Below are 20,275 nucleotides of genomic sequence, written 5' to 3' on the forward strand. Positions count from 1 at the left end.
CGCGGCGGGCGATGCGGCCACGATCGAGGCGGCGTCGGCCGGCAACCTCAAGCCGGTGTGGAGCGGGGCTCCGCGCGACTGGACGTCAAGCGACGGCCAGGGCCGCGAGTTCCTGCGCCGGGCGACACAGGTGAAGAACATCTGGGTGCCTTACGGGGAGTAGGCCGGAGAGCTCCGCCGGCGAGCTTTTCGGCGGGGCAAATTTTTTTTGAGGGAGTGGGAACCGAACGGTTGGGTGCGCGTTCTTAGCTCACCAACTAGGGGTAGATGGTACATTAACAAAGCCCGTCGTCTCGCAATGAGCCGGCGGGCTTTTTTTCGTCCGCATGCCGGGTGCCCCTGGCAAGCCCGTCGCTGCGTCCCATCATTGCCGGCGGCGCTGGCCAGGCAAAACGCCTGCCCTAATTTCCCTTGAACTACGCCCGCGGAACGGCTTTCGGGCGGGCCAAGCCGCCGCATTCGACCGCGGCTGCGCGGAGTTGTAAGGCGTTTGATGGTTCTCGATGGAGATCGGCGATGGACCTGCCTGAGCGATCCGATGTGGAACGCAGCAAAGCTCGCGATGATATGGTCTTCGTTCCAGGTGGCACTTTCCGCATGGGCTCGAACGATCACTACCCTGAGGAGGCCCCTGTCCACCGGGTCGCCGTTGACCGCTTCTGGATCGACCGCACGCCGGTAACCAACCGAAAGTTCCGCGAATTCGTCAATGCCACGGGCCATGTCACCTTCGCGGAGATCAAGCCGGACGCAAAGGACTATCCCGGTGCCCTGCCGCATATGCTGAAGGCGGGGTCCCTTGTCTTTGCGCCGCCCCGCCATGCGGTCGACCTGCGCGACTGGAGCCAATGGTGGACTTTCAAGTTCGGGGCGAACTGGCGTCGGCCCTACGGTCCGCGCAGCAGCATCAGCGGCCTCGACGATCATCCGGTCGTCCATGTCGCCTATTGCGACGCGCTTGCCTACGCCCAATGGGCCGGTAAGGAGCTGCCGACGGAGGCCGAATGGGAATTTGCCGCGCGAGGCGGTCTCGACGGCGCCGAGTTCGCCTGGGGGGATGAACTCATTGCAGAAGGGCGCCATATGGCGAACACCTGGCAGGGCGCTTTCCCGCACCAGAACCTGGCAAGTGACGGCTATGAGCGCACCTCACCCGTCATGGCGTTCCGGCCCAATGGGTATGGTCTCTACGACATGATCGGCAATGTCTGGGAATGGACCGCCGACTGGTGGTCGGCAAGGCACGAAGCCGACGCCGAGAAGGCATGCTGCGTGCCCAGAAATCCACGCGGCGGGGCCCAGGCCCTCAGCTACGACCCGCGACTTCCCGAAATCAGGATCGCGCGAAAAGTGCTCAAGGGCGGCTCGCACCTGTGCGCGCCCAACTATTGCCGCCGCTATCGGCCCGCGGCGCGTCATGCGGAGCCGGTCGACACGTCGACAAGTCACGTCGGGTTTCGCTGCGTGATCCGGGACGGAAGCAAGGCATGAGCGGCACGACGATCCGGGATCGCCGTGCCGTCGCTATCCTTGGCCCAGAACCTTCCCCGGGACCGGGGGGCATTGATTAGGGCCGGCTGATCTCGTCGAGATACCAGTTGATGTAGCGCAACTCGTTGTGCTCCATCGGTGCGATCGGGCCGGGCTCGAAGAAGCGCGAGGCGACACCGCGCGCGGTGTGCTCGATGATCTTCTTGTCTTCTTCCGTGGTGACCTTCCACAGCCAGGTCAACTTCTCCAGGTCGTAGTCGCGGCCTTCCTCCGCGTCGCCGCGCACCAGCCAGATCAGCTCCATCTCGCAGCTGTCGACCGTCTTGGGGATGAAGCGGTAGATCATGCCGTGATCGGCATAGCAGACCAGGAACGTCGTGCCGCCGAGATGGATGGAGGTCACGCCGCCGTCATAGTCGGTGAAGCGGCCCATCAGCGGCGCCACTGGCGAGCCGTCCTGGCTGCCGGTCGAGACGCCGTCATAGAGCGCATAGCGGAAGGTGTGGATCGCTTCCTGGCCGCCGGCCGAATTCTGCCAATGATTGCCGCTGACGACCTCCACGCCGAGCGCGCAGGTGCGGGCTTCCATCGCGGCGTTCAGCTGCTCGATCATCTCCAGCGGCTGTTCCAGCGCATGCGTCTGCGAATATTCCGGATGCGCCGGGCCGCAATGGTAGCACTCGACATAGTTCTCGACCGCGAGCTTCCAGTTGGCGTCGATCGCGTAGGTCTCGCGGTGCGCGACCTTGGCCTCGCCCCAGCCATACTGGCCGCAGCTGGTGCGCAGCGCCTTCTCGATCGGGTCGAAGTCGAGCGGCTTCTCGGCAAAGGAGATGAAGACCAGCCCCGAAGCGACGCGCACGTGGATCTTCTTCAGCCCGTGGGCCGAACGATCGAAGTCCTTCGGCATCAGACGGGCGGCGCGCAGCGAGCCGTCGTTGTTGTAGGTCCAGGCGTGATAGGGGCAGACGAAGAACTTGGCGTTGCCCTTGGGCTTGGTGCAGACCTCGGCGCCGCGATGGCGGCAGACATTGAGCATGGCATGGATGGAGCCATCCGCGCCGCGCGACAGGATGATCGCCTCGTTCTCGATCTTGAACAGCTCGAAGTCGCCCGCATTGGGGATCACGCTCTCATGCGCCAGGCAGTGCCAGTGACGCCGGAAGACGCGCTCCATGTCGCGCTCGTAGATGGCCGGGTCGGCATAGAAGGCCCGGGCCAGCCCATGGCCGGGGCGGTGGGCCGCCACGAGCGCGTCGATCGGGTCGGCGTGGGAGGAGGGCGGCTGGATGGAAACTATGCCCATGACGGTATCCTGTCTGGCTCAGGGTTGCAGCGGTTTGGAGATGGATCCGACGGCGTGATCGCCGTGGGAAATGATGCATCGGCGCCGAAGCGCGCACGGGCAGGGGATATTGAGGCTGCCTTGGTTCTGGCCGGAGGCCGTGGACCGGAGGATGCAGCGCCGGCTTCTCACCGGCTTCCCAATTCTCCGCTCCGAAGCGTTCGGAGCGGCACCCTGAACGAGGCGATCACATCACAGAAGCTCCGCGCGCGTGATTGGGAAAGCGACACCGGCCCGCCGCAAAGAAGACAGGCCGGAGCGATGCGGGCTTTGGGCTGTTGAAGCACGTGCTGCAGCCAGAACCCGGCGGCGCACAAAGATGGGGAAATGTTTGATAATCTGGCGGAGAGAGGGTCCGCCGAACCGCTGTCATTGGCTGTTCGCTGGCGTCCAAGGTGCATTGATTCTGCTTGCTATTTTTCAGCCGTCTGTTTGTAGTTGTTCGTAGCCGTTCGTGGCTTCCCCACAATCGTTGTGGGGAAAATTGTGGGGAAGGGTAGGTTTGTCGTTGCTTAGAGCGCTTCACAAGCTGACCGACATAAGTGTCAGAAAACTCTCAAAGCCCGGAAGGCATTCCGATGGGGGAGGCCTCTATTTGAACGTTGCAGCGGCAGGATCGAAGTCTTGGGTCTTCCTTTGGATGAGTAATGGCAGGCGCCGCGAAATGGGGCTTGGATCATATCCCGCTGTTTCACTTGCGGCTGCCCGAAAACGGGCGGATGACTGCCGGCGTCAGGTGGCGGAAGGCCTCGATCCGATTGCTGAACGAGTGAAGCTCGCGCCGACCACTTTCGGGGAATGCGCGGACGACTACATCAAGGCCATGAAGCCGAGCTTCCGCAATGACAAGCATATCGCCCAATGGGAGATGACGCTTGGCGATGCGTATTGCAAATCGCTTCGTAGCAAGGCCGTGGCCGAGATCACGACACATGATGTCCTGGCGGTCCTTACGCCAATCTGGCAGTCGAAGGCCGAGACAGCATCTCGTATCCGGGGGCGCATCGAGAGCGTCCTCGACTTTGCCCAGGTCAAGGGCTGGCGATCCGGCGAGAATCCGGCCCGCTGGCGGGGGCATTTGAAGAACGCGCTACCGGCTCGCCAGAAACTTCAGCGCGGCCATCACGCGGCGATGGCCTATACCGAGGTGCCGGGTTTTGTTCAGCAGCTTCAGGCGTCAGACGCAGTCTCTGCGCGTGGTCTTGAGTTTCTGATCCTGACCGCTGCGCGGTCGGGCGAAGTTCTCGGTGCGCGCTGGAGTGAGATCGACCTCAAAAAGGGCGTGTGGACAGTGCCGCCGGAGCGCATGAAGGCGGGGAAGGAGCATCGGGTTCCCCTGACCGACAGAGCCGTGGCGATCTTGAAGACCCAGGGGCAGCGGAGGCCGGCCGACTACGTTTTCCCCGGCGACAAGCCAAAATCGCCCCTATCGACAATGGCGTTTGCGATGCTGATGCGTCGCATGAGATTCGGAAATTTCACCGTCCATGGGTTTCGGTCGGCTTTCCGTGATTGGGCGGGGGACGAGACTTCATTCCCGCGCGAGGTGGCCGAGGCCGCACTGGCGCACCGCGTCGGCGACGAGACCGAGCAGGCCTATCGGCGCTCGGACGCACTTGAACGTAGGCGCAAACTGATGAAAGCTTGGGCGGATTTCTGCGGGAATTCGAAGAAGCTCCTGCAACTGGTGCAGAATGGTTGACGCCCCGGGCCATTTTTCGCACGTTGCCGGTACCCTGATCAGGCGCCGGTACCGGTCGCCTAGGCCGACCCGCATGGGGCAATGATCGCGTCGGCCACTCCGCAACCGCTGCACGAGTTGACCGACGGCGCGCGCCACGTTAGCGCGTGAGAGGGCGACATCTCACGCGCCTGTATTTGGTGTTATGCGGAGCGCAGATCGCGCGCGCTCCTCGCCGTTATGCTCCAATTTTTTTCTTGATGTCGTTAAAGGGCGCTGACACCTTGTCGCCGGCTGTCAACTTCTTCGACTCGCCAGCCGCGTATGCGTTCTTTTTGTCTTTATCGCCGCTCCAAAGCGTCATGTATTTGGAGCCGTTATGATACCAGGTCCAGCAATCGTCGGCTTTTCCGGTCTTGCCGCCTGCGGCTTTCCAAGTGAGGTTGGCGCAAATTTTGTTGCCGTCGACCGCCCATTTCCCCTCGCCGTACCACTTCTTATCCTTCCCGAAGATCAGGTAGGTTCCATCGGGGGCAAAATATGCGCGGCTTTCGGACCAGTTCGAAGACTTGCCCGAGTACATCGCATGAACTTCGTCAGCGGTAAGCGGAACCGCTCCTTTGGGCAAAGGATCAGATAATGCGACCGACGGGGCAAATGCCAGTACGAATGCCGACAGTTTCAGCCACTGCATGCCAGTATGCATGTTTTCCTCCCAAGCATTGACAACATGCGGAACCGTAAACGAGGTCCCCTAGAGTCAACACACACCTAAACGGGTTATATGGGTTGAGGACTATAGCCACAGGACGACGGCCTCAAGCCAGGACCGAATAGTTGACACGAATTCGCTCATGAAGCTATTTGATCAATAGATTGCACTACCCGCAAATATAGCAATGCATTGATGGAGTTGAATTGATGAAAAAATTCATACTTCCGGGCGCATTTGTTCCTAGCTTTTGTTGTGCCCTCGAGGTACTGGCTCAAACTTCTGGATTTCAGAACCACAATTTCAATGGTCGGGAGCCTACGTTTCGTGGTTCAGAAACAGAATTTCTCATCCGGAACGGAGACTGTAGCTCCAAAGATTACGGAGACGGGCGCGGGGAAAGCAACTGTCTCAATGGCAATGTCAGTTCTCGTCTGGCCGAGCGCCGACATTCCAATCGAGGAGAGGCCGTTGAGTATAGCTTCGAATTCAAGGTTGACCCGTCCTTTTCCTACCGGGGCAACAGGCTTGAAATCGCCCTATGGCAACGCGTGAAGACAATAAAGAATCACATCTATGAACTGGGATTGAATGCCACTGCCGGGGCAACTTTCGAAGGTCGGAGATGCGTGCCTGCAAACAGGCTAGCGGAATGGAACCGCTTTTCAATGCGAGTCGTGTGGCGCAGCGACGGCAAAGGCTCGCTTTCGGTGAGCTGCAACGCTGGAGAGATCTATAGGCGAGAGGGAAACGTTCTAATTCCGGAAGGGTGCGGAAGTTCGCGGAAACCCGAATGTGACCCGCAAAAACAGCGCTTAGAACAGCCAATTCAATTCCAGATTGGCCCATTGATGCGGGGCTATGGCGGACCGCAGTACCGGGGAAATCGCTCCAGTCCTTTTGAGCGTTTTCAGGAGAACGGCATACGGATCTTGGTACGCGATCTGCGAGTACAGCGCAGGCCAGGTTGACTGTATCGCCGCCCAAGACATGGAGCGGAGCAGATGAAGGCTCAGGCATGGCACTGATCCGGCCGATCCTCATGATGAGGGCTTGGCTCTTGGTCGCTTGGCGGACGAACGCGGCCTGGCACTGGAGGTAGCCGCTGCGGTCGATCTGCGCGAATGGTTGATCGTGATCGGCGATCTGAAGCACGAGCAAGAACTCGACGAGGAGACGGTAGGGAGCGCGCAGGGAGGGAAGCGTGAGGAAGGATACGCGGAGTGGTTTTTCCCTTCACTGCCCAGGCGCCGACTTATCGAATGGCCGTGCCGCTTCTAAGCGGCTGCCCCAGTTATGCAGGAAGGCTTTGGCTACTTCCGGGGACTCGGTGAAGGTGACGTTCTCGGCGTTCCGCTTCGCGGCGTTGGCCGTGTAATTGTAGGAGCCGCCGATCGTCAGATGGCCATCGATAATGACGACCTTGTTGTGCGCGATGGCTGGCCGATAGTCGATCCAGACCGGGATATCGTAGGCCTGCAACAGGGTCGACGCCGAGAATTTCTTGTCGTTGGTCTTGTCCAGGATCGCCTTGACCTCAACGCCGCGTTTCGACGCCCTTTGCAGGGCGTGGATGATCGGGAGCGACGTCAGCCCGTAGGCTTGGACGCGGATCGAGGATCTCGCCACATCGATTGCGTTGACGATCAGCGGTTCACATTGCTGGGCCGGCGTAAAGCAAACGGAGATCTCGGCCGCCGACGGCGACGCCACTTCGGAAATTCCACTGCCAACCGGCTCGAGCGCCTCGGTCGAGCCGCTGCCCGTAGTATATGCGCGGCAGTCCTTCTTGCTGCCGCTCGAAGACCCGTCTTTGCAGATGAACGTGCTGCCTTGGCAGTGAGAGATCCCGCCCTTGCGGCCGCTGCACGGATAGTTGCTCGCGAACAACGGCTGCGCCGTCACGGCGGTGATGGCGCAACAGCAGAGCAGGCCCTTCAAAATCCTCCCCATGGTCATTGGCAGACCCTCCCTTCCCTGGAGGTTTGCATCATTTGCTCGGAGTGGACAAGAAACACCGACTCTCCGCCGGTACTTTGCGCAGCTTGACGCCCGCCGCGTCTTTTACGCTTTTTAACTACGGATAAACTTGCTTTCCTGGTATGTACCATTCATCGGCTGTATGGGGCACACAGCCGAGGCTCGGCGTTCCACTCAGTTTGTGACTCCGCACGCCGAGCCTCATTCTCCCCTGGCCACTGGCGAGCCCAGGAGGAGCTTTCGTTATAGGTATTTGGTGAGACTTGCCCGCTTCGGCGGGCATTTTTCTTGTGTTCTGATGATGTTGCATCGCCGCAACAGACTTTTTGAGTTCAACACATTAGCTGTCAGCCTATTCTTACCTGATTTGGAGATTAACGTGCTTTCAAAACGCGTCGCTGTCCTTGCGGCATTCTCAACGCTTTTGTCGACCGGCGCCTTCGCCGCAGATATCGTGTCGAGCGAGCCTGCGCCGGAGGTCATTCCGGTGTTCAGCTGGACCGGTGCCTATGTCGGCTTGAACGTCGGCTTCGGTGGCGGCAAGTTCAAGCATGAGACAGCCAACGTAGTCCCTCCTATGTCCTTCAAGGCCCCGTCCAATGGTTTCATTGGCGGTGTTCAGGCTGGTTATAACTACCAGATCGACCGGTGGGTCGTGGGTGCGGAGGCTGATTTCCAGGGCGCCAGCATCAAGGGGGAAAGCGAACTCCCCCACGGACCCACACTCGGCACCAAGCTCGACTGGTACGGCACTGCGCGCGCACGCGCTGGCGTGCTGGCAACCGATCGCCTGCTGGTCTACGGAACCGGCGGCCTCGCTTATGGCCACACTAAGACATACTCCAAAATTCACGGCGGCGGCAGGAGTATATCGAAGACCAGGGCCGGCTGGACAGTCGGTGCAGGCGCCGAATATGCCGTCACCGAACATGTCAGTCTGAAGACTGAATACGCCTATACCGATCTCGGCAAGGCACGGATCTTTGATGATGGCGAGTTCGGCCTCGACCGGAAGGTCACCTTCCACACCGTCAAGCTTGGCATCGCCTACAAGTTCTGATCTGCACTACCGTGTAACCTCTGGCCCTGGCGAAAGCTGGGGCGCTTTCTTTTGTGGTCAGGGAAGCGCTGCGGGAGTGCTGGAGCACGGACGAAGAAACCAGCGAGATTTCAAAAGTCTGGGGAAATATTTGGCGCGGATGGGCAAAGTCTCGCCGACATCCTGGCAAAAGCCTTGAGGCCGAAGGCATCGCGCCGCCGAAGGGAAAGAAGCCGAGGGCGAAGGCGGCGCACTCAACGAAATACCTTCGTAAATGTTACAATTGTATATATTATAATAAAATACAATTAACCGCGCCACTTAACATTGCTGTGACACTAAATTAGACGACGTGCAAACACATCAGCGTTATGTCATAGCAGCTACCATTAATGCGAGCAAAGCCGACGCTCGTGGCGCTGCGATTGTTTTCTGCCCCGACATGGCTTGAAAAGGAGTGGAATGGCCGTCCTTGGGACGACCTGCGGAAAAGGTATATTCCATTGAGCGAAACGATTCATATGGCTCTTATCGGCCGTATTCCAGAGCGCTCTTTTTTTAAGAGTGGAATCAAGGGTACGCTTCTTGCCACCAGCGAAAAGATAGCTTTCGCGCCAACTAATCGGCAAGAGCAAACAAGAGAATTACTATATGATGAACTAAGTTATTTTGAGGTAAGCAGTGTTTTTGGCTGGAACTATTTAACGTTCTACACGACAGCATCCGATTTGAAAATACGTTGTCGTGCGCCTCAAGAAGAAATTGCAGCCCTATACGACTTTGTAAACGAGAGAATATCTGCCGCTCAGGGCGGCCGCGATTTTTCTGCAAAATACTTACTAACGCAGGTAAGAGATGCAGGCGGCCTAGGATCGCATGCAGACGAAGTGAAGCATGATGCCGCTCTGAACGCACTTTTCGACCAAGTTGAACCTCCGCAGTCTCTTCCGCGAACCGTTGTGTCAGGAGAGTCTTCAACAGTAGTCGCCGGACAAGTGCCTTCCGAAAACAAATCCAAAGCCCAGCGAACAGCCGACAATTTCCCGGATGAGAATGCATTCCTTTCTGCATTTTACGGCGCGCAACTTGGGACCCGTCGCAATAGCCAGACAGCGAAGACAATCCTGAGAAAGGAAGCGAAAACCCAGACGCGTTGGAGAGTTGTTGTTCCAGTCGTCGCTCTTATCGCGATCGAATTTTGGTGGCTAATCGGTCTGTACAACAACAATCAAGCAGCGGTCGACGTTCCGCGACGATCGTCACGCCCTTCAGCATCGACGCGCGTTCAGAAAGCGAAGGAAGTGTACCACGGTCCATTGGATCAGCTTCGAGTGGCGGAAGGGCCGCCCGCGATGGATGGGCCAAGATCACAGTTGCTACAGAAGGATGCCATCGCTGCGCTGCTGGAAAAGCGTGTGCAATTGGGAAAGGTTCTAGGAAGACATCGAGATAGCATCGGAATGACCCAACTGGAGGTCGCTCAAGCAATCGGTCGAGACGTGGCGTTCATTGTCGATGTCGAACGCGGAGCCAACAGCCTCGTTTTGGCGGAATTACTTGAGATTTTGACAGTCGTTCGACTTGATATGCATAGATTGCATCAGCGAGTAGCCAAGGAGGACTAGATTATCTTAAATATATACGAGAGAATTGAAATGCCTTTGTTGAATGTAAATTACCAACGATACAGAGCGAAGACCAAGCGATATCTCGATGGCTCGCGCGATGGTCGGTTCATCACCTTCAGTGAACCATACGCGCCTCAGACGCAGCGCCGGCGGCGTAGGTTCCACAGCGCTTTTTCCCATGTGGCTTACTCAACCGCCCAGTGAAGGGTCGAGACCGGATGCGCAGAAGGACAATATTAATCTCTGCCGCTTGTCTGGCTATCCTCGCTGGCGTCCTGCCGATGATCATGCTGTCCCATGTGCAGCAAATACGAATCCTCAAGGAGGAGCAGAAATACGTCAGCGACTATGCCCGCTTGACCGCGATGCGCGTGGACCTGACATTGGACAATGCGAAGCAGGCGCTCGTTCGCGTTGAGGCGGAACGCAATGCGGACTGCTCGCCCGAGCACATCCGGCGGATGGGGCAGATTGTTCTGGACGCACACAGTATTCAGGACATCGGCTTTTTCCGGAACGGCCATCTTGTGTGTACCAGCCTCGGGGGCCTTTCAACGCCAATACCGCAACGCCGACCTGACATGGATCTTGGTCAAGGCTACTCGCTCGTATTCGCCGTGGAGCCCAAGCTCTTCCGAAGCAAGCCTTTAGTAGAACTCCGTCGCGGCAACTATGGCGTGCTGATCAGAAGCGGGCGGCTGATCGATGTGGTGACCGACACCGGCATGACGCTTGGCGTGGCTACCAATCAGGGGCATGTGCTGGAGTTGTCCGGAACGGCCGAACCGCAACTGATCCGCGCGCTCCTCGCCCGTCAAAATGCCGGAATTGGTGACCGGTATGTCTTTGCATCCCATCGCGCGGCAGGACTGGCCGCATTTGCGATTGTCGACCGCGAGCCGGCTCAAACTATGTCCGGCAGCGATTGGCGGGAGATGCTGCCGCTCAGTCTCGTTATTTCGACCGCTCTGATCGGAATTGTCATCTGGGTTTCGCGGCAGCAACTCTCCCCGGAAAAGACCCTGGAGCTGGCGATCCAAAAGCGGGAGTTCGTTGTCCACTATCAGCCCATCGTCGAACTCTCGACCGGACGCTGCGTTGCGGCCGAGGCTTTGCTGCGGTGGCCGCAGCGCAAGGGGGAGATGATGAATCCCGATACGTTCATCCCCCTAGCGGAGGCAACGGGGCTCATCTCAAGACTGACTGATCTGGTGATTGAGATCGTCATGAAGGAGATGGGCTCGCTGCTCCGAAACGACAGACACTTCCATATCTCTATCAACATTCCCGCTGGCGATATGGAGAGTGGACGCTTCCTGCCGGGGCTCGCCGCTGTCGTCAGAAAGGAGGGCGTCGACCCTTCACAGGTATGGCTCGAGGTGACGGAGGGCGGCTTCATCAACGCCGACGCCGCGATCAATGCGATCAAGGCCGCGCGTGCTGCCGGCTACCAGATCACGATCGACGATTTCGGGACAGGCTACTCCAGCCTGTCGCTGCTCGAAGGACTGCCTCTCGACGCTCTCAAGATCGACAAATCCTTCATCGATGCGATCGGCCGTGACGCGGCGAAAAGCGTGGTGGCGCCCCACATCATCGCCATGGCGCACGACCTGAAGCTTTGCATGATCGCGGAAGGCATCGAGACATCCGAACAGGAAGCCTACGTCAAGGAGGCCAATGTCCAGCTTGGACAGGGCTGGCTCTTCTCAAAAGCGCTACCATCCGAGCAATTCCGGGCGTTCTACAATCGAAACCGCGCGGCTGCTCAATTGCAGCCTGACTTCACATAGCGTGAATCAGCCTTCTTCGTTTTCGGCCTGCGACGCGTCTGGGCGCGATCGTCAGGCGCGGCTGCTCTACAGCGTCATGGCGCAAGAGCCTTGAGGCGGAAGGCATTGCGGCGCCGAAGGAGAAGAAGTCGAGAGCGAAGGCGGCGCACTGAAACACAAAAAAAGCCCGCCGAGGTCGGACCAGGCGGGCAGAGGATTGATCGAGCATCAGGTAGAATGATGCGGAGGCCTCCAGGGTTCCGGCCTATGTTTTCTTTTTCGACAGCCGCCGCCGTTGGCGTTCGGTCCTAATGCGCTCCGGGCTCGGCCCATCGGAACGCCGTCCTCCCGGCGTAGAGCCTTGCTTGTGCAGGCGGACTGCCAATTCGACGACTTCATCGAAGCTTCGACCACCGGGTGTGTACAGCGACAGTATCCGCGCGGCTGCCTCGTCCCTTTCCCTTTCATCGGTGATGTCGAGTATGCCGACGACGCGCGTCACCAGCGCGTCAAGCATGTCGAGTTCTTCGGATGTGAAGCTGAACTGTTCTTCTGGATGGAAGGATAGATACTTTCGCATCATCGACCTCCCTTGCTGGGCGACAGAATACGCCGGCTCGACTGGAAGCGCCATGAGCATCGACATGCGAAGTGAAAAACGCCCACCCCGGCGAACCGGAGCGGGAGAGCAACTCACCGCGAATAGACAGGGAACGCTAGATGACGGCCGCAATCTAGCGCCTTCCGTCTCTGTCGTCAGGTCGGGGAAAACGGCAGCCTCAAGTGAGACGAGGGGCTGGGATTCGTAACGATGTAGGTTCTGGCGCTGATCTCGTTAGGCGGGTGGCCCAACACTTGCCACGTCAATCGGCAAGAACGGTGTTTACATTCTTCGATAGAATCAGTTGAATACTTCAAGAAGGTCCGGGGGGATTTCTTGACAATCTGTATAGCCGTAAAGGTGCACGACTGTTTGGTCTTCGTAGCCGACAGTGCGTCATCGATGGTTACAACCGATGCTCATGGCAACCAGGCCGTGATGCGCGTTTACGATCATGGACACAAGGTCTTCAACCTAATCCGGAACAAGCCCATCAGCGCGATGACTTGCGGTTTGGGCAATTTTGGCAGCTTGTCCGTATCAACGATTGCCAAGGAAATTCGCCGAGCGATCACTGCAGGAGAGACCGGGATAAATCCTGATGCTTTCACGATTCAGGAAGTGGCCGACTATTGCCACACTCATTTCGAGGACCTGTTCAATCGCTTGTCAGACCCGGTTAAGGCAAAATCCTCCTTCACATTCTTCGTTGGCGGCTATTCCACCAATGGTTCCGGCAGCGAATTGTGCAAGTTCCAACTCAGCGCCGCCGGCACAACTGGCGTACAACTGCTAGCCGGAGAAGAAGACTGCACTATCGAATGGGATGGTCAGCCTGACGCATGCTCCCGTCTGGTATTGGGAATCTCGCCGGCGACGACCGGAGTCCTTATTGATTCTGGAATATCTGTCACTGACGCCGTTACTTTGACACAAAAACTGGCGAATACGTCATTGGCACAAATTCTGGAGCCGGCAATGCCAGTGCAAGACGCGATCGATCTGGCCAGGTTTCTCGCAGAGACAACGGTCTCATTTGTACGCTTCATGCCTGGTGCAAATACAGTTGGCGGCGATCTTGACATTGGAGCCGTAACCAAGTTTGAGGGTTTCCGCTGGATTAAGCGAAAGCACTATTATCCATCTTCATTGAACATGGAGCCAACTCATGTCTGCTGATGACCGGGTCGCAAAGGTCAAGAAACCGAGCCAGCCGCTCGTACCCGCCCCGATGCCAGAGTATGAGTATCAGCGTTCGTTTGAGAGTGACTATCCGTCTTATGGCTACAACCCGACTGAAAAGGGAGAGCGTAAACTCGACCTTTCCGGAGTGGTCCTCAACTTGTCCTAGGCGGGCACTTTTCGCGCCCTGGAATTGCTTTTGCCACAGTTAGATGGGTGGCCCCTTTATCGCCAGCCAGATCGCGCCAAGCGCTCCGGCAGTAAGGATGCCTATCGCGGTGATGAGCCCCTGCTTTTTCACCGTCGCCACAGACTCTCGCCACTGCCGCAGGTGCTGCATATCTTTCTGTACCTCGAGCGGATCATCGGCAGCGATCCCGAGCTTCGTCAGCGTCTGGTCGACCGTCTCCGCGACGATCCTCCTGATTTCCGCTTCATTCATTTCCAGCATCCCCGCTTGATCCCGAACTGATTGTGGCCGGCGACCTGTTCGGCAAAGCTCCGGTCCTGGCCAATGATAAAGGCCCGCGTCTCCGGCGCTGGCGTCAGCTTGCGCCAGCTGTCGCACTCAGATGCAGGCGCCGTCGCCTGACACCCGGCCGCCAAGAGCGCGACACAGGCCAGCGTCGTCCAAGTTGCGAATCTGGTCATCGGTCGCGTTCCTTTCGCGCAAGACTTCGACGGAGCGATTGAGGGTGGCGGAGCGTTCGGAGGCGGCGCCTAGCCGATATGCTTGGATGTGGGTGAAGGTCAGCAGCACCACGACAGAGACCGCGCCGCCGATGGCGAGATAGATGCGCATCAGCCGAGCCCGAGCCGTTTGCGCACGTCGGGCATGGTGGCGATGGCATAGACCGCTAGGACGATGAGCAGAATGCCGATGCCGCGCTGCAGCCAGACATCGAGCCCGGCAACACCGGAGAGGATGCCGACGCCGGTTCCCCCAGTGGTGAGCCAGGTCCAAAGCCGCTTGGACTTGCCGAGCGGCGCATCCTTTGACGCCGCCGCGGCGGGGGTATCGATTGTGTCGAAATCCTTTGCCGCCTTCACCTTGTCCAGCATCGCCTCGACGCGCTCCGGCGCCACCAGCGCCTTGTTCAGGCCGTCGCCGGCATAGAAGGACTGCCCACGCGCCAATTCGCGTTTCTGCCCCTTGGTCGCCGCCAGCACCGGCAGAGACGCCCATTCCTGCGCCAGCCGCTTGCCGAATTCTGCGCGGCCGATCTTGCCGGCCATGAACTCGTTATAGCCGCGGCGCTTGAGCAGGTGATAGCCGAGCCGGTCCTGAAGGTCGCGGCTGAATATCGGCCCGTCGCGCAGGCCGAGTTCCTTGCGCAGGTCGATCAAGGTGGCACGCATGAACTGATATCGCCCGGCGGCCGACGACTTGAACTGCTTGGTCCATGAAGCCTGCGCGGCAATGACCTCGCCCAGCGTCATGCTGGTGAGCGGGATCGGCAACTTGCCCTGGTTGTTGGCGTAGATGGTGCCGTAGCCCTTGGGAGCCTCGATGCCTCCGATGAAGTCGAGCAGCATTGCCGCTCCGGCAGGAACGGTTTTGTCCATAGTATTTCTCCGTGAAAATTACTTAAGGGGACTTGACGATGCTATCGGGCGATAGCATTAATCGATGCTATCACTCGATAGCAAAGGCAAAGGCATGACAGACAAGCATTCCAAGGCCGGCAAGGCCCGTTTGACGAAACTGACACCTGAGCAGAGAAGCGAGATTGCACGGGCGGGCGCAGTCGCTAGGTGGGAGCGGGCTGATCCGTCCCGCGCAGCACTCCCAAAGGCAATTTTCGGGGCTGATGATCGTCCGCTCCGTATCGGAGAAATGGAAATCCCTTGCTATGTGCTCGATGACGAGCGCAGAGTTTTGACTATCTCTGGTATGCTGGGGGCCATGCGGATGGCCCAAGGCGGAAGCATGATTGCCGGCATGAATCGTTTCGAGCTTTTCACCACTCGTGAGCGAATTAAGCCGTTCGTTATCAGTGACTTAGCTGAGCGAATCCATAACCCAATTCACTTCATCACTCCGAGCGGTGGCCGCGCTCAAGGCTATGAAGCCGAAGTTCTGGTTGACCTGTGCGAAGCCGTTCTTGCGGCTAGGGCTGCCGGCGTTCTGCAGAAACAGCAGCTTTCCATCGCCCAGAGCTGCGAAATGATTATCCGTGGCCTCGCACGCGTCGGCATTGTCGCGCTGGTAGACGAGGCAACCGGGTATCAGGAAGTTCGTAAACGTGACGCCCTCTACAAGATCTTGGAGGCATACATCGCCCCAGAGCTGATGAAGTGGGCTAAGCGCTTCCCAGATTCCTTCTACAAGGAGATGTTCCGCCTCCACGGATGGGAGTACGACCCCGAGTCTGTGAAGCGTCCTGGCGTCGTCGGGAAATTCACCAACACGTACATCTACGAACAGCTTCCCCCGGGCGTGATTAACGAATTGCGCGAGATTAACCCGAAGGACGAGTTCGGCAGGCGCAAGAACCGCCACCACCAGTTTCTAACCGAGCATGTCGGAAACCCACACCTTGAGAAGCAGATTTCGGCGACGACAACTTTGATGCGCGCGTCAGATGACTGGCCTACCTTCAAGAGGCTCTTCGCCAAGGCCTTCCCCCGTAGCGGCGATCAGATGGAGCTGCTGGCGGATTAGCCAGCAGCAGTTCCTTTCCCGCCGGGAGGCGTGAGTGAAGGTGGGTTAGGTTTCGGTCAGCGGAGGGAGCTATGACCGGATACGAGAAGTCGCCGCGCTATGGCGGCAGTGCCATACGGCTAGCAGACGCTTGCAGCCGTCGCCATGATCGCGCCGTTGGTTGCGGAGAGTGTGGTTTTTCAACCGGTGAGACCCGGAGCCCTGACGCTGTGGGGGGGGCTTGGCTCCGGGCCTCTTGGTGCGGGGGCACGGCTTATGATTGCCAAATGGAGCCGAGGGGCGCAACGACGCCCTGGGTCAAGCTGGCATATCCATTTGTCTGAGGCGATGGCTACGGCTAGCGCATGAACGCTCGACGCATAGCACTGCTGATCTGCATGGTTTTGATGGTCGCCGTAGCCTTCTACGGCATCGTGCCGGTGGTTATGCCTGGGAAACGGTAGACGGCCAAAGCTCGTCAGCCGTCACGTCGGCCGGCATGGGATCGGCATCCTTGAGCGCCCGGGTGGCGAAAATCATTACCTGCTTGTGCGCCTTTGCCGACTTGTCCGGCTCCTGTCGGCCGGGCTTAGCTGGCGTGGTTGCCTGCTTCAGGGCGGCGAGCGTCTGCGACCCGACAATCCCGTCGATCACCAGACCGGCCGCCTGCTGAAAGGCGCGCACGGCGATCTCGCTCTTGAAGCCGAAGTCACCATCGACCAGCAATAGCGGCACGGCCCCGGCCGCGTTGAGCAATGACTGAAGGTCGCGGACGGCAGCACCAGAGCTGCCTCGCTTCAGCAACGAGGTCATGGCAGTTCCTTTCCCGCCGGGAGGCGTGAGTGATCAGGTCTGGAGATTTTGGGAGAGATGCCGCTACTGCGGCGTTGTGCCAGCCGTCATGCCGGCGCGTAGATAATCAGTGCCTCGGCAGAGCCACTAGGCCACTACAGTGCCGTCGCCGATCTTTTCGCGAGCCAAGGCCAGAAAGCGTTCCGCCTGCTCATAGGTGATGAGCACATGGGTGCAACGCTGGCCGCTACCCTCGGGGTCCATGCGCTCTTCCAGTTCGGCAACATCGGCCTGAAGGCTGCTGATGCTAATCTCGTCCATGATTTACCTCCTATTGCGCGCCAAGGACGATGATGGTCCATGTGGCGCTGCCATTGGAAATTGAAGATCCGGTGTGGTTTGAAACGACAACCCTGACGGTATCCGTAGCCGCAACATTTGCAGAAGCCTGGAGCCCGGCCACCAGGTTATTTGCGTTGATCATGGCTGTCGTTCCGATGGTTTTCGCGCCGGGTACCGTCATGTCGAACGATACTTGGCCGCCTGCCGGGACGGCCGGCAAGCTGAACGCTGTGCTGATGAACTTGAATAGTGACAATAGGTCGCCACCGTTGACCCGCAGGCCGGGGGTCGCAAAGCCAGCAGTGGCCGCTCCATCTCGGATGATAGCGCCGTCCTTCGTGTACTCGTTGAGGCGAGCCACGCCGGTCAGCGTCGGGGCGGCACCAAGCAAGCCGGTGATGTCTATGGACGACTCAGCGCCCGTCACCTGGACCGCTGTTGTAGAGCCGCCACGGAGCGAAATACGGCCACCATCATCGGCGCGGGCCTGGTATGCGCCATTCTGCTTGACCTGCGCTCCGTTCGCTTCAAGGCGTCCTCTGGCTCTGGCGTAGACACCACCACCGCCGTTGCCGACCACGGCGCTGTCTTCTGCAATGACGCATCCACCATCACAGTAGACGCCAACCGTGCGGTTGCCGCTTACCCATGTGGCGTTCACTACGAGGCTGGGTGAGCCGATTGCGTCAATACCGCGTGTTCGTGCGGCTGCAATAAGGCCGTCCCGGAGCAATGCCTCTGCGTGGTCCGAATATATGCCGGCGTTGTTCGACAGGAGGTTTGCAGACTGGGCCATCTCTGCCCCGCCAGTGCCGTAGAGCCGGACATTCATGCTGCCATTGCCGTAGAACACCGGGCACTCGCCGTAGAAGCTACCGCCGGATTGGCGGCGCAGCCCGTCGCCGAAATTGGCGACATAGCTGGCCTCAGTGATCTTGGCGTTCGCCCCGGTGCTGATGAAGTGGCCATGGCTTCCGTTGCCCGACATGACCGCCCGCCGCACGTTTGCGAATGACCCCTCAAGCTGCCAGAGGCCGACACCAGTTGCACCGCTCAATGCGATCATGCGGGCGTTGAGGGTACAGCCGTGCCCTACAGCGGCGTTGACGTACCAGTCGGCAATCGCAACGTCCGGCCCTGTTATGCAGGCCGTTGTGTAACCCTGCTGGGTGAAGTCGCCAAAGCTGGTCACACCGTCCCCGGCCAAGGGCAGCGCCGGTACACGCCCATTCATCAGAAGGCCAATTTGGCCGCCCGTGCGGGTCCCAACAAGGGCGATGCGGTCCAGCCACGAAAGGCTTGCGCCTTGGCCGAACACAAGGCCGTCGCCGGAACCGGTCTGCTTCAGCACCGTCTTGATGACGCGGAAACTACCTCCGGTGACGCGGTTGACGGGAGGTTTCATTCGACCACGGTTGCGCACCGTGATCGTGCCGGCACCGACCGCCGTCACCACATGAGCACCGTCATGCAGCACACCGCCCGTGATGATACTGCAGGGCGTGCCTGCGGCGAGCGTCTTGCTCTTGGCGATGGTCATGGCGGTGTCCGAGGAGATTGCTGTAATCTCGATCAGTTCCCCATCAACCAGCACCATGTCGCCGACGTTGGCCTCGCTAAGCAGCTTAGTGCCGGTGCCGGTCACAGTGGTGCCGACTATGGTGATCGTTCCGCTATTCGGCCGCGACACGTAGCAGCCGATCACGCCGCTTCGGCTGATGTCACCCCAAGCGGAAGCGACGGAGCACGTTTTGTCACCGACGCTTGTTAACTGGCGGGTTTGGCCGTCAATCGTGAAGAGGTCGCCAATCTTGAGGCAGTTGGCCGTTGCGTCAATGCCGCCAGTGAACGTAATGGTGTCGCCCCCGGCGGTGATAGTCGCCCGGCCGGTGTTGACGATTGGAGTGCACAACTCGTTAGGCAACGGGCGGTTGCGAAGGATGTAAGAAGCAACGTTGTCGCCCGCTAGAAGCGGGACCGGGCCGCACTCAAAGACCTTGAGCACCTCGCCGACGCTCACACCCGCCGACGACGCGACGTTGTAGGTCACGAGCCAGTCTCCGGCACTGCCCGTTACCGAGGCGACCGACAGCATATCAAGCTGCACCGGATCGGCCCCCACTACCCGCAAGTTGGCGTTAGCGGCACCGATCCGCGCGATATCGCCGGTCATCGTCGTAAAGGCGCCGACAGGCAGGTTGATGGTGGTCAGTGCATCAGCCTTGATCTGATGCAACTTGCCAAGGAGCGCAGGGACATCGGCAGCCGAGACAGTCACATTTGTGTACGTAGTCGCCAGTTGAATGGGCCCGGCTTTCTTTAGCGCTGCTGCGAAGGCCGTATTGTTGGCAACTACGTCTACGGCGGCAACGACGGCTTCGGCCGTGTTGGCAGCGCTCTCGGATCGCATGGCGGCAGCTTCCGCCGCTGCCTGTATCGCAGCACTGACTTGATCGGACAGCAGCCGAAACGTGGAGCCGCTGACATAGCCAGCAACGATCATCCCGGCCACCAGGCCGCCTGGAACGATATTGTTGCCGCTAGAGGTCTTGACCGTCAGAGCCGCGCCGCCATTGAAAGAGACGGTCGCTGGCGAGGCGGTATTGGCTGCGACAATGTTGACAGCAATCAGCGCTCCACCATCCGCCGCCGGCACCGGAATGCTCGTCGTCGCCGTGATGGCATTGGCCGTGCCGGCACCAGTGTTCGATGCGCTGATAAACGAATAGGGCAGATCCGCGATGCGCACCCACGAACCGGAGCCCGAAGCGCCGGTCTTGCGATAGATACCGTTGTTGGCAACTGTGCTGTCACCAATGACCCAGGCTGACGAGTTCGCCGGATGGGCCTTGTCGGCATCCATGTTCGCCTTGGTGTCGTAGATCAGGCCGCCATTGGAGAGCCCGGCGCTGATGGCCCGCTCGATATCCGTGCCCCAAACGACGGCCTCCTGCGGGTCGATCTGGCGCGGAGTGCCGTTGGCGTTCCAGCCATTGAATACCGTTTGCGCAAGCTGGGTGAGGATGCCCATGCCAAGTGTCTCCAGATTCGTGATTTGCGATTGCG

General features: G+C 59.1%; 19 protein-coding genes. 9 read left to right on the forward strand and 10 right to left on the reverse strand.

All coding sequences use genetic code 11. The annotated features are described in order from the left end of the window. Nucleotides 1–516 precede the first annotated feature (516 nt). Entirely contained in the window at nucleotides 517–1,491 is a 975-nt protein-coding gene (locus tag ABLE85_RS23350; protein ID WP_348795099.1) for a formylglycine-generating enzyme family protein, read from the forward strand. A gap of 76 nt (nucleotides 1,492–1,567) precedes the next feature. Here the strand turns inward: ABLE85_RS23350 and ABLE85_RS23355 are convergent, their stop codons facing one another. Beyond that, complete coding sequence (locus ABLE85_RS23355) at nucleotides 1,568–2,797, reverse strand: aromatic ring-hydroxylating dioxygenase subunit alpha (protein WP_348795100.1); 1,230 nt, start codon at nucleotides 2,795–2,797, stop codon at nucleotides 1,568–1,570. Nucleotides 2,798–3,344: 547 nt separating this feature from the next. Between ABLE85_RS23355 and ABLE85_RS23360 the strand changes: the two genes are divergently transcribed. After that, nucleotides 3,345–4,538, forward strand: a complete 1,194-nt coding sequence (locus tag ABLE85_RS23360; RefSeq protein WP_348795124.1) for an integrase arm-type DNA-binding domain-containing protein — start codon at nucleotides 3,345–3,347, stop codon at nucleotides 4,536–4,538. A 217-nt stretch (nucleotides 4,539–4,755) separates the two neighbouring features. Here the strand turns inward: ABLE85_RS23360 and ABLE85_RS23365 are convergent, their stop codons facing one another. Then, a complete protein-coding gene (locus ABLE85_RS23365) occupies nucleotides 4,756–5,223 on the reverse strand; it encodes a DUF995 domain-containing protein (protein ID WP_348795101.1) in 468 nt (155 codons plus the stop codon). 215 nt (nucleotides 5,224–5,438) lie between these two features. Between ABLE85_RS23365 and ABLE85_RS23370 the strand changes: the two genes are divergently transcribed. Beyond that, entirely contained in the window at nucleotides 5,439–6,200 is a 762-nt protein-coding gene (locus ABLE85_RS23370; protein WP_348795102.1) for a hypothetical protein, read from the forward strand. A gap of 265 nt (nucleotides 6,201–6,465) precedes the next feature. Here ABLE85_RS23370 and ABLE85_RS23375 read toward each other — a convergent pair whose 3' ends face one another. Next, nucleotides 6,466–7,188 carry a phospholipase D-like domain-containing protein gene (locus ABLE85_RS23375; protein WP_348795103.1) on the reverse strand — a complete coding sequence of 241 codons (723 nt, stop codon included), beginning with the start codon at nucleotides 7,186–7,188 and terminating at the stop codon, nucleotides 6,466–6,468. 322 nt (nucleotides 7,189–7,510) lie between these two features. Between ABLE85_RS23375 and ABLE85_RS23380 the strand changes: the two genes are divergently transcribed. The 3 genes from ABLE85_RS23380 to ABLE85_RS23390 all read left to right on the forward strand — a co-directional run bounded on the left by ABLE85_RS23380 (nucleotide 7,511) and on the right by ABLE85_RS23390 (nucleotide 11,669). After that, nucleotides 7,511–8,269, forward strand: coding sequence for an outer membrane protein (locus ABLE85_RS23380; RefSeq protein WP_348795125.1), 759 nt, complete (start codon nucleotides 7,511–7,513; stop codon nucleotides 8,267–8,269). Between the two features lie 482 nt (nucleotides 8,270–8,751). After that, nucleotides 8,752–9,873 (forward strand): helix-turn-helix transcriptional regulator, encoded by a 1,122-nt coding sequence (locus ABLE85_RS23385; RefSeq protein ID WP_348795104.1) that lies wholly within the window; start codon nucleotides 8,752–8,754, stop codon nucleotides 9,871–9,873. A gap of 284 nt (nucleotides 9,874–10,157) precedes the next feature. Beyond that, the gene (locus ABLE85_RS23390; RefSeq protein WP_348795105.1) at nucleotides 10,158–11,669 is read left to right on the forward strand and encodes an EAL domain-containing protein; all 1,512 of its coding nucleotides are present in this window, start codon (nucleotides 10,158–10,160) and stop codon (nucleotides 11,667–11,669) included. A gap of 244 nt (nucleotides 11,670–11,913) precedes the next feature. On the opposite strand, the gene ABLE85_RS23395 is transcribed toward ABLE85_RS23390, so the two are convergent. Beyond that, nucleotides 11,914–12,228 (reverse strand): hypothetical protein, encoded by a 315-nt coding sequence (locus ABLE85_RS23395; protein ID WP_348795106.1) that lies wholly within the window; start codon nucleotides 12,226–12,228, stop codon nucleotides 11,914–11,916. Between the two features lie 423 nt (nucleotides 12,229–12,651). Here ABLE85_RS23395 and ABLE85_RS23400 point away from each other — a divergent pair, with 423 nt between their 5' ends. Continuing rightward, entirely contained in the window at nucleotides 12,652–13,428 is a 777-nt protein-coding gene (locus ABLE85_RS23400; protein WP_348795107.1) for a hypothetical protein, read from the forward strand. Next, nucleotides 13,418–13,600 carry a hypothetical protein gene (locus tag ABLE85_RS23405; protein ID WP_348795108.1) on the forward strand — a complete coding sequence of 61 codons (183 nt, stop codon included), beginning with the start codon at nucleotides 13,418–13,420 and terminating at the stop codon, nucleotides 13,598–13,600. The genes ABLE85_RS23400 and ABLE85_RS23405 overlap by 11 nt, the downstream gene beginning before the upstream one ends. Before the next feature lie 39 nt (nucleotides 13,601–13,639). On the opposite strand, the gene ABLE85_RS23410 is transcribed toward ABLE85_RS23405, so the two are convergent. From ABLE85_RS23410 to ABLE85_RS23420, 3 genes are all read right to left on the reverse strand, one after another. Next, nucleotides 13,640–13,882: a hypothetical protein gene (locus ABLE85_RS23410; protein ID WP_348795109.1), complete on the reverse strand. Its 243-nt coding sequence runs from the start codon at nucleotides 13,880–13,882 to the stop codon at nucleotides 13,640–13,642. A gap of 117 nt (nucleotides 13,883–13,999) precedes the next feature. Then, complete coding sequence (locus ABLE85_RS23415; protein ID WP_348795110.1) at nucleotides 14,000–14,233, reverse strand: hypothetical protein; 234 nt, start codon at nucleotides 14,231–14,233, stop codon at nucleotides 14,000–14,002. Beyond that, a complete protein-coding gene (locus ABLE85_RS23420; protein WP_348795111.1) occupies nucleotides 14,233–14,997 on the reverse strand; it encodes a hypothetical protein in 765 nt (254 codons plus the stop codon). The genes ABLE85_RS23415 and ABLE85_RS23420 overlap by 1 nt, the downstream gene beginning before the upstream one ends. A 64-nt stretch (nucleotides 14,998–15,061) precedes the next feature. Between ABLE85_RS23420 and ABLE85_RS23425 the strand changes: the two genes are divergently transcribed. After that, complete coding sequence (locus ABLE85_RS23425; RefSeq protein WP_348795112.1) at nucleotides 15,062–16,096, forward strand: P63C domain-containing protein; 1,035 nt, start codon at nucleotides 15,062–15,064, stop codon at nucleotides 16,094–16,096. 423 nt (nucleotides 16,097–16,519) lie between these two features. On the opposite strand, the gene ABLE85_RS23430 is transcribed toward ABLE85_RS23425, so the two are convergent. The 3 genes from ABLE85_RS23430 to ABLE85_RS23440 all read right to left on the reverse strand — a co-directional run bounded on the left by ABLE85_RS23430 (nucleotide 16,520) and on the right by ABLE85_RS23440 (nucleotide 20,240). Further along, entirely contained in the window at nucleotides 16,520–16,888 is a 369-nt protein-coding gene (locus ABLE85_RS23430; RefSeq protein WP_348795113.1) for a peptidoglycan-binding domain-containing protein, read from the reverse strand. Between the two features lie 126 nt (nucleotides 16,889–17,014). Next, nucleotides 17,015–17,188 (reverse strand): hypothetical protein, encoded by a 174-nt coding sequence (locus ABLE85_RS23435; protein ID WP_348795114.1) that lies wholly within the window; start codon nucleotides 17,186–17,188, stop codon nucleotides 17,015–17,017. A gap of 10 nt (nucleotides 17,189–17,198) precedes the next feature. Beyond that, nucleotides 17,199–20,240, reverse strand: coding sequence for a hypothetical protein (locus ABLE85_RS23440; RefSeq protein WP_348795115.1), 3,042 nt, complete (start codon nucleotides 20,238–20,240; stop codon nucleotides 17,199–17,201). Nucleotides 20,241–20,275: the final 35 nt, after the last annotated feature.

It is taken from the genome of Mesorhizobium sp. KR1-2 (assembly GCF_040045035.1).
In the GTDB taxonomy this organism is placed as follows: Bacteria; Pseudomonadota; Alphaproteobacteria; order Rhizobiales; family Rhizobiaceae; genus Pseudaminobacter.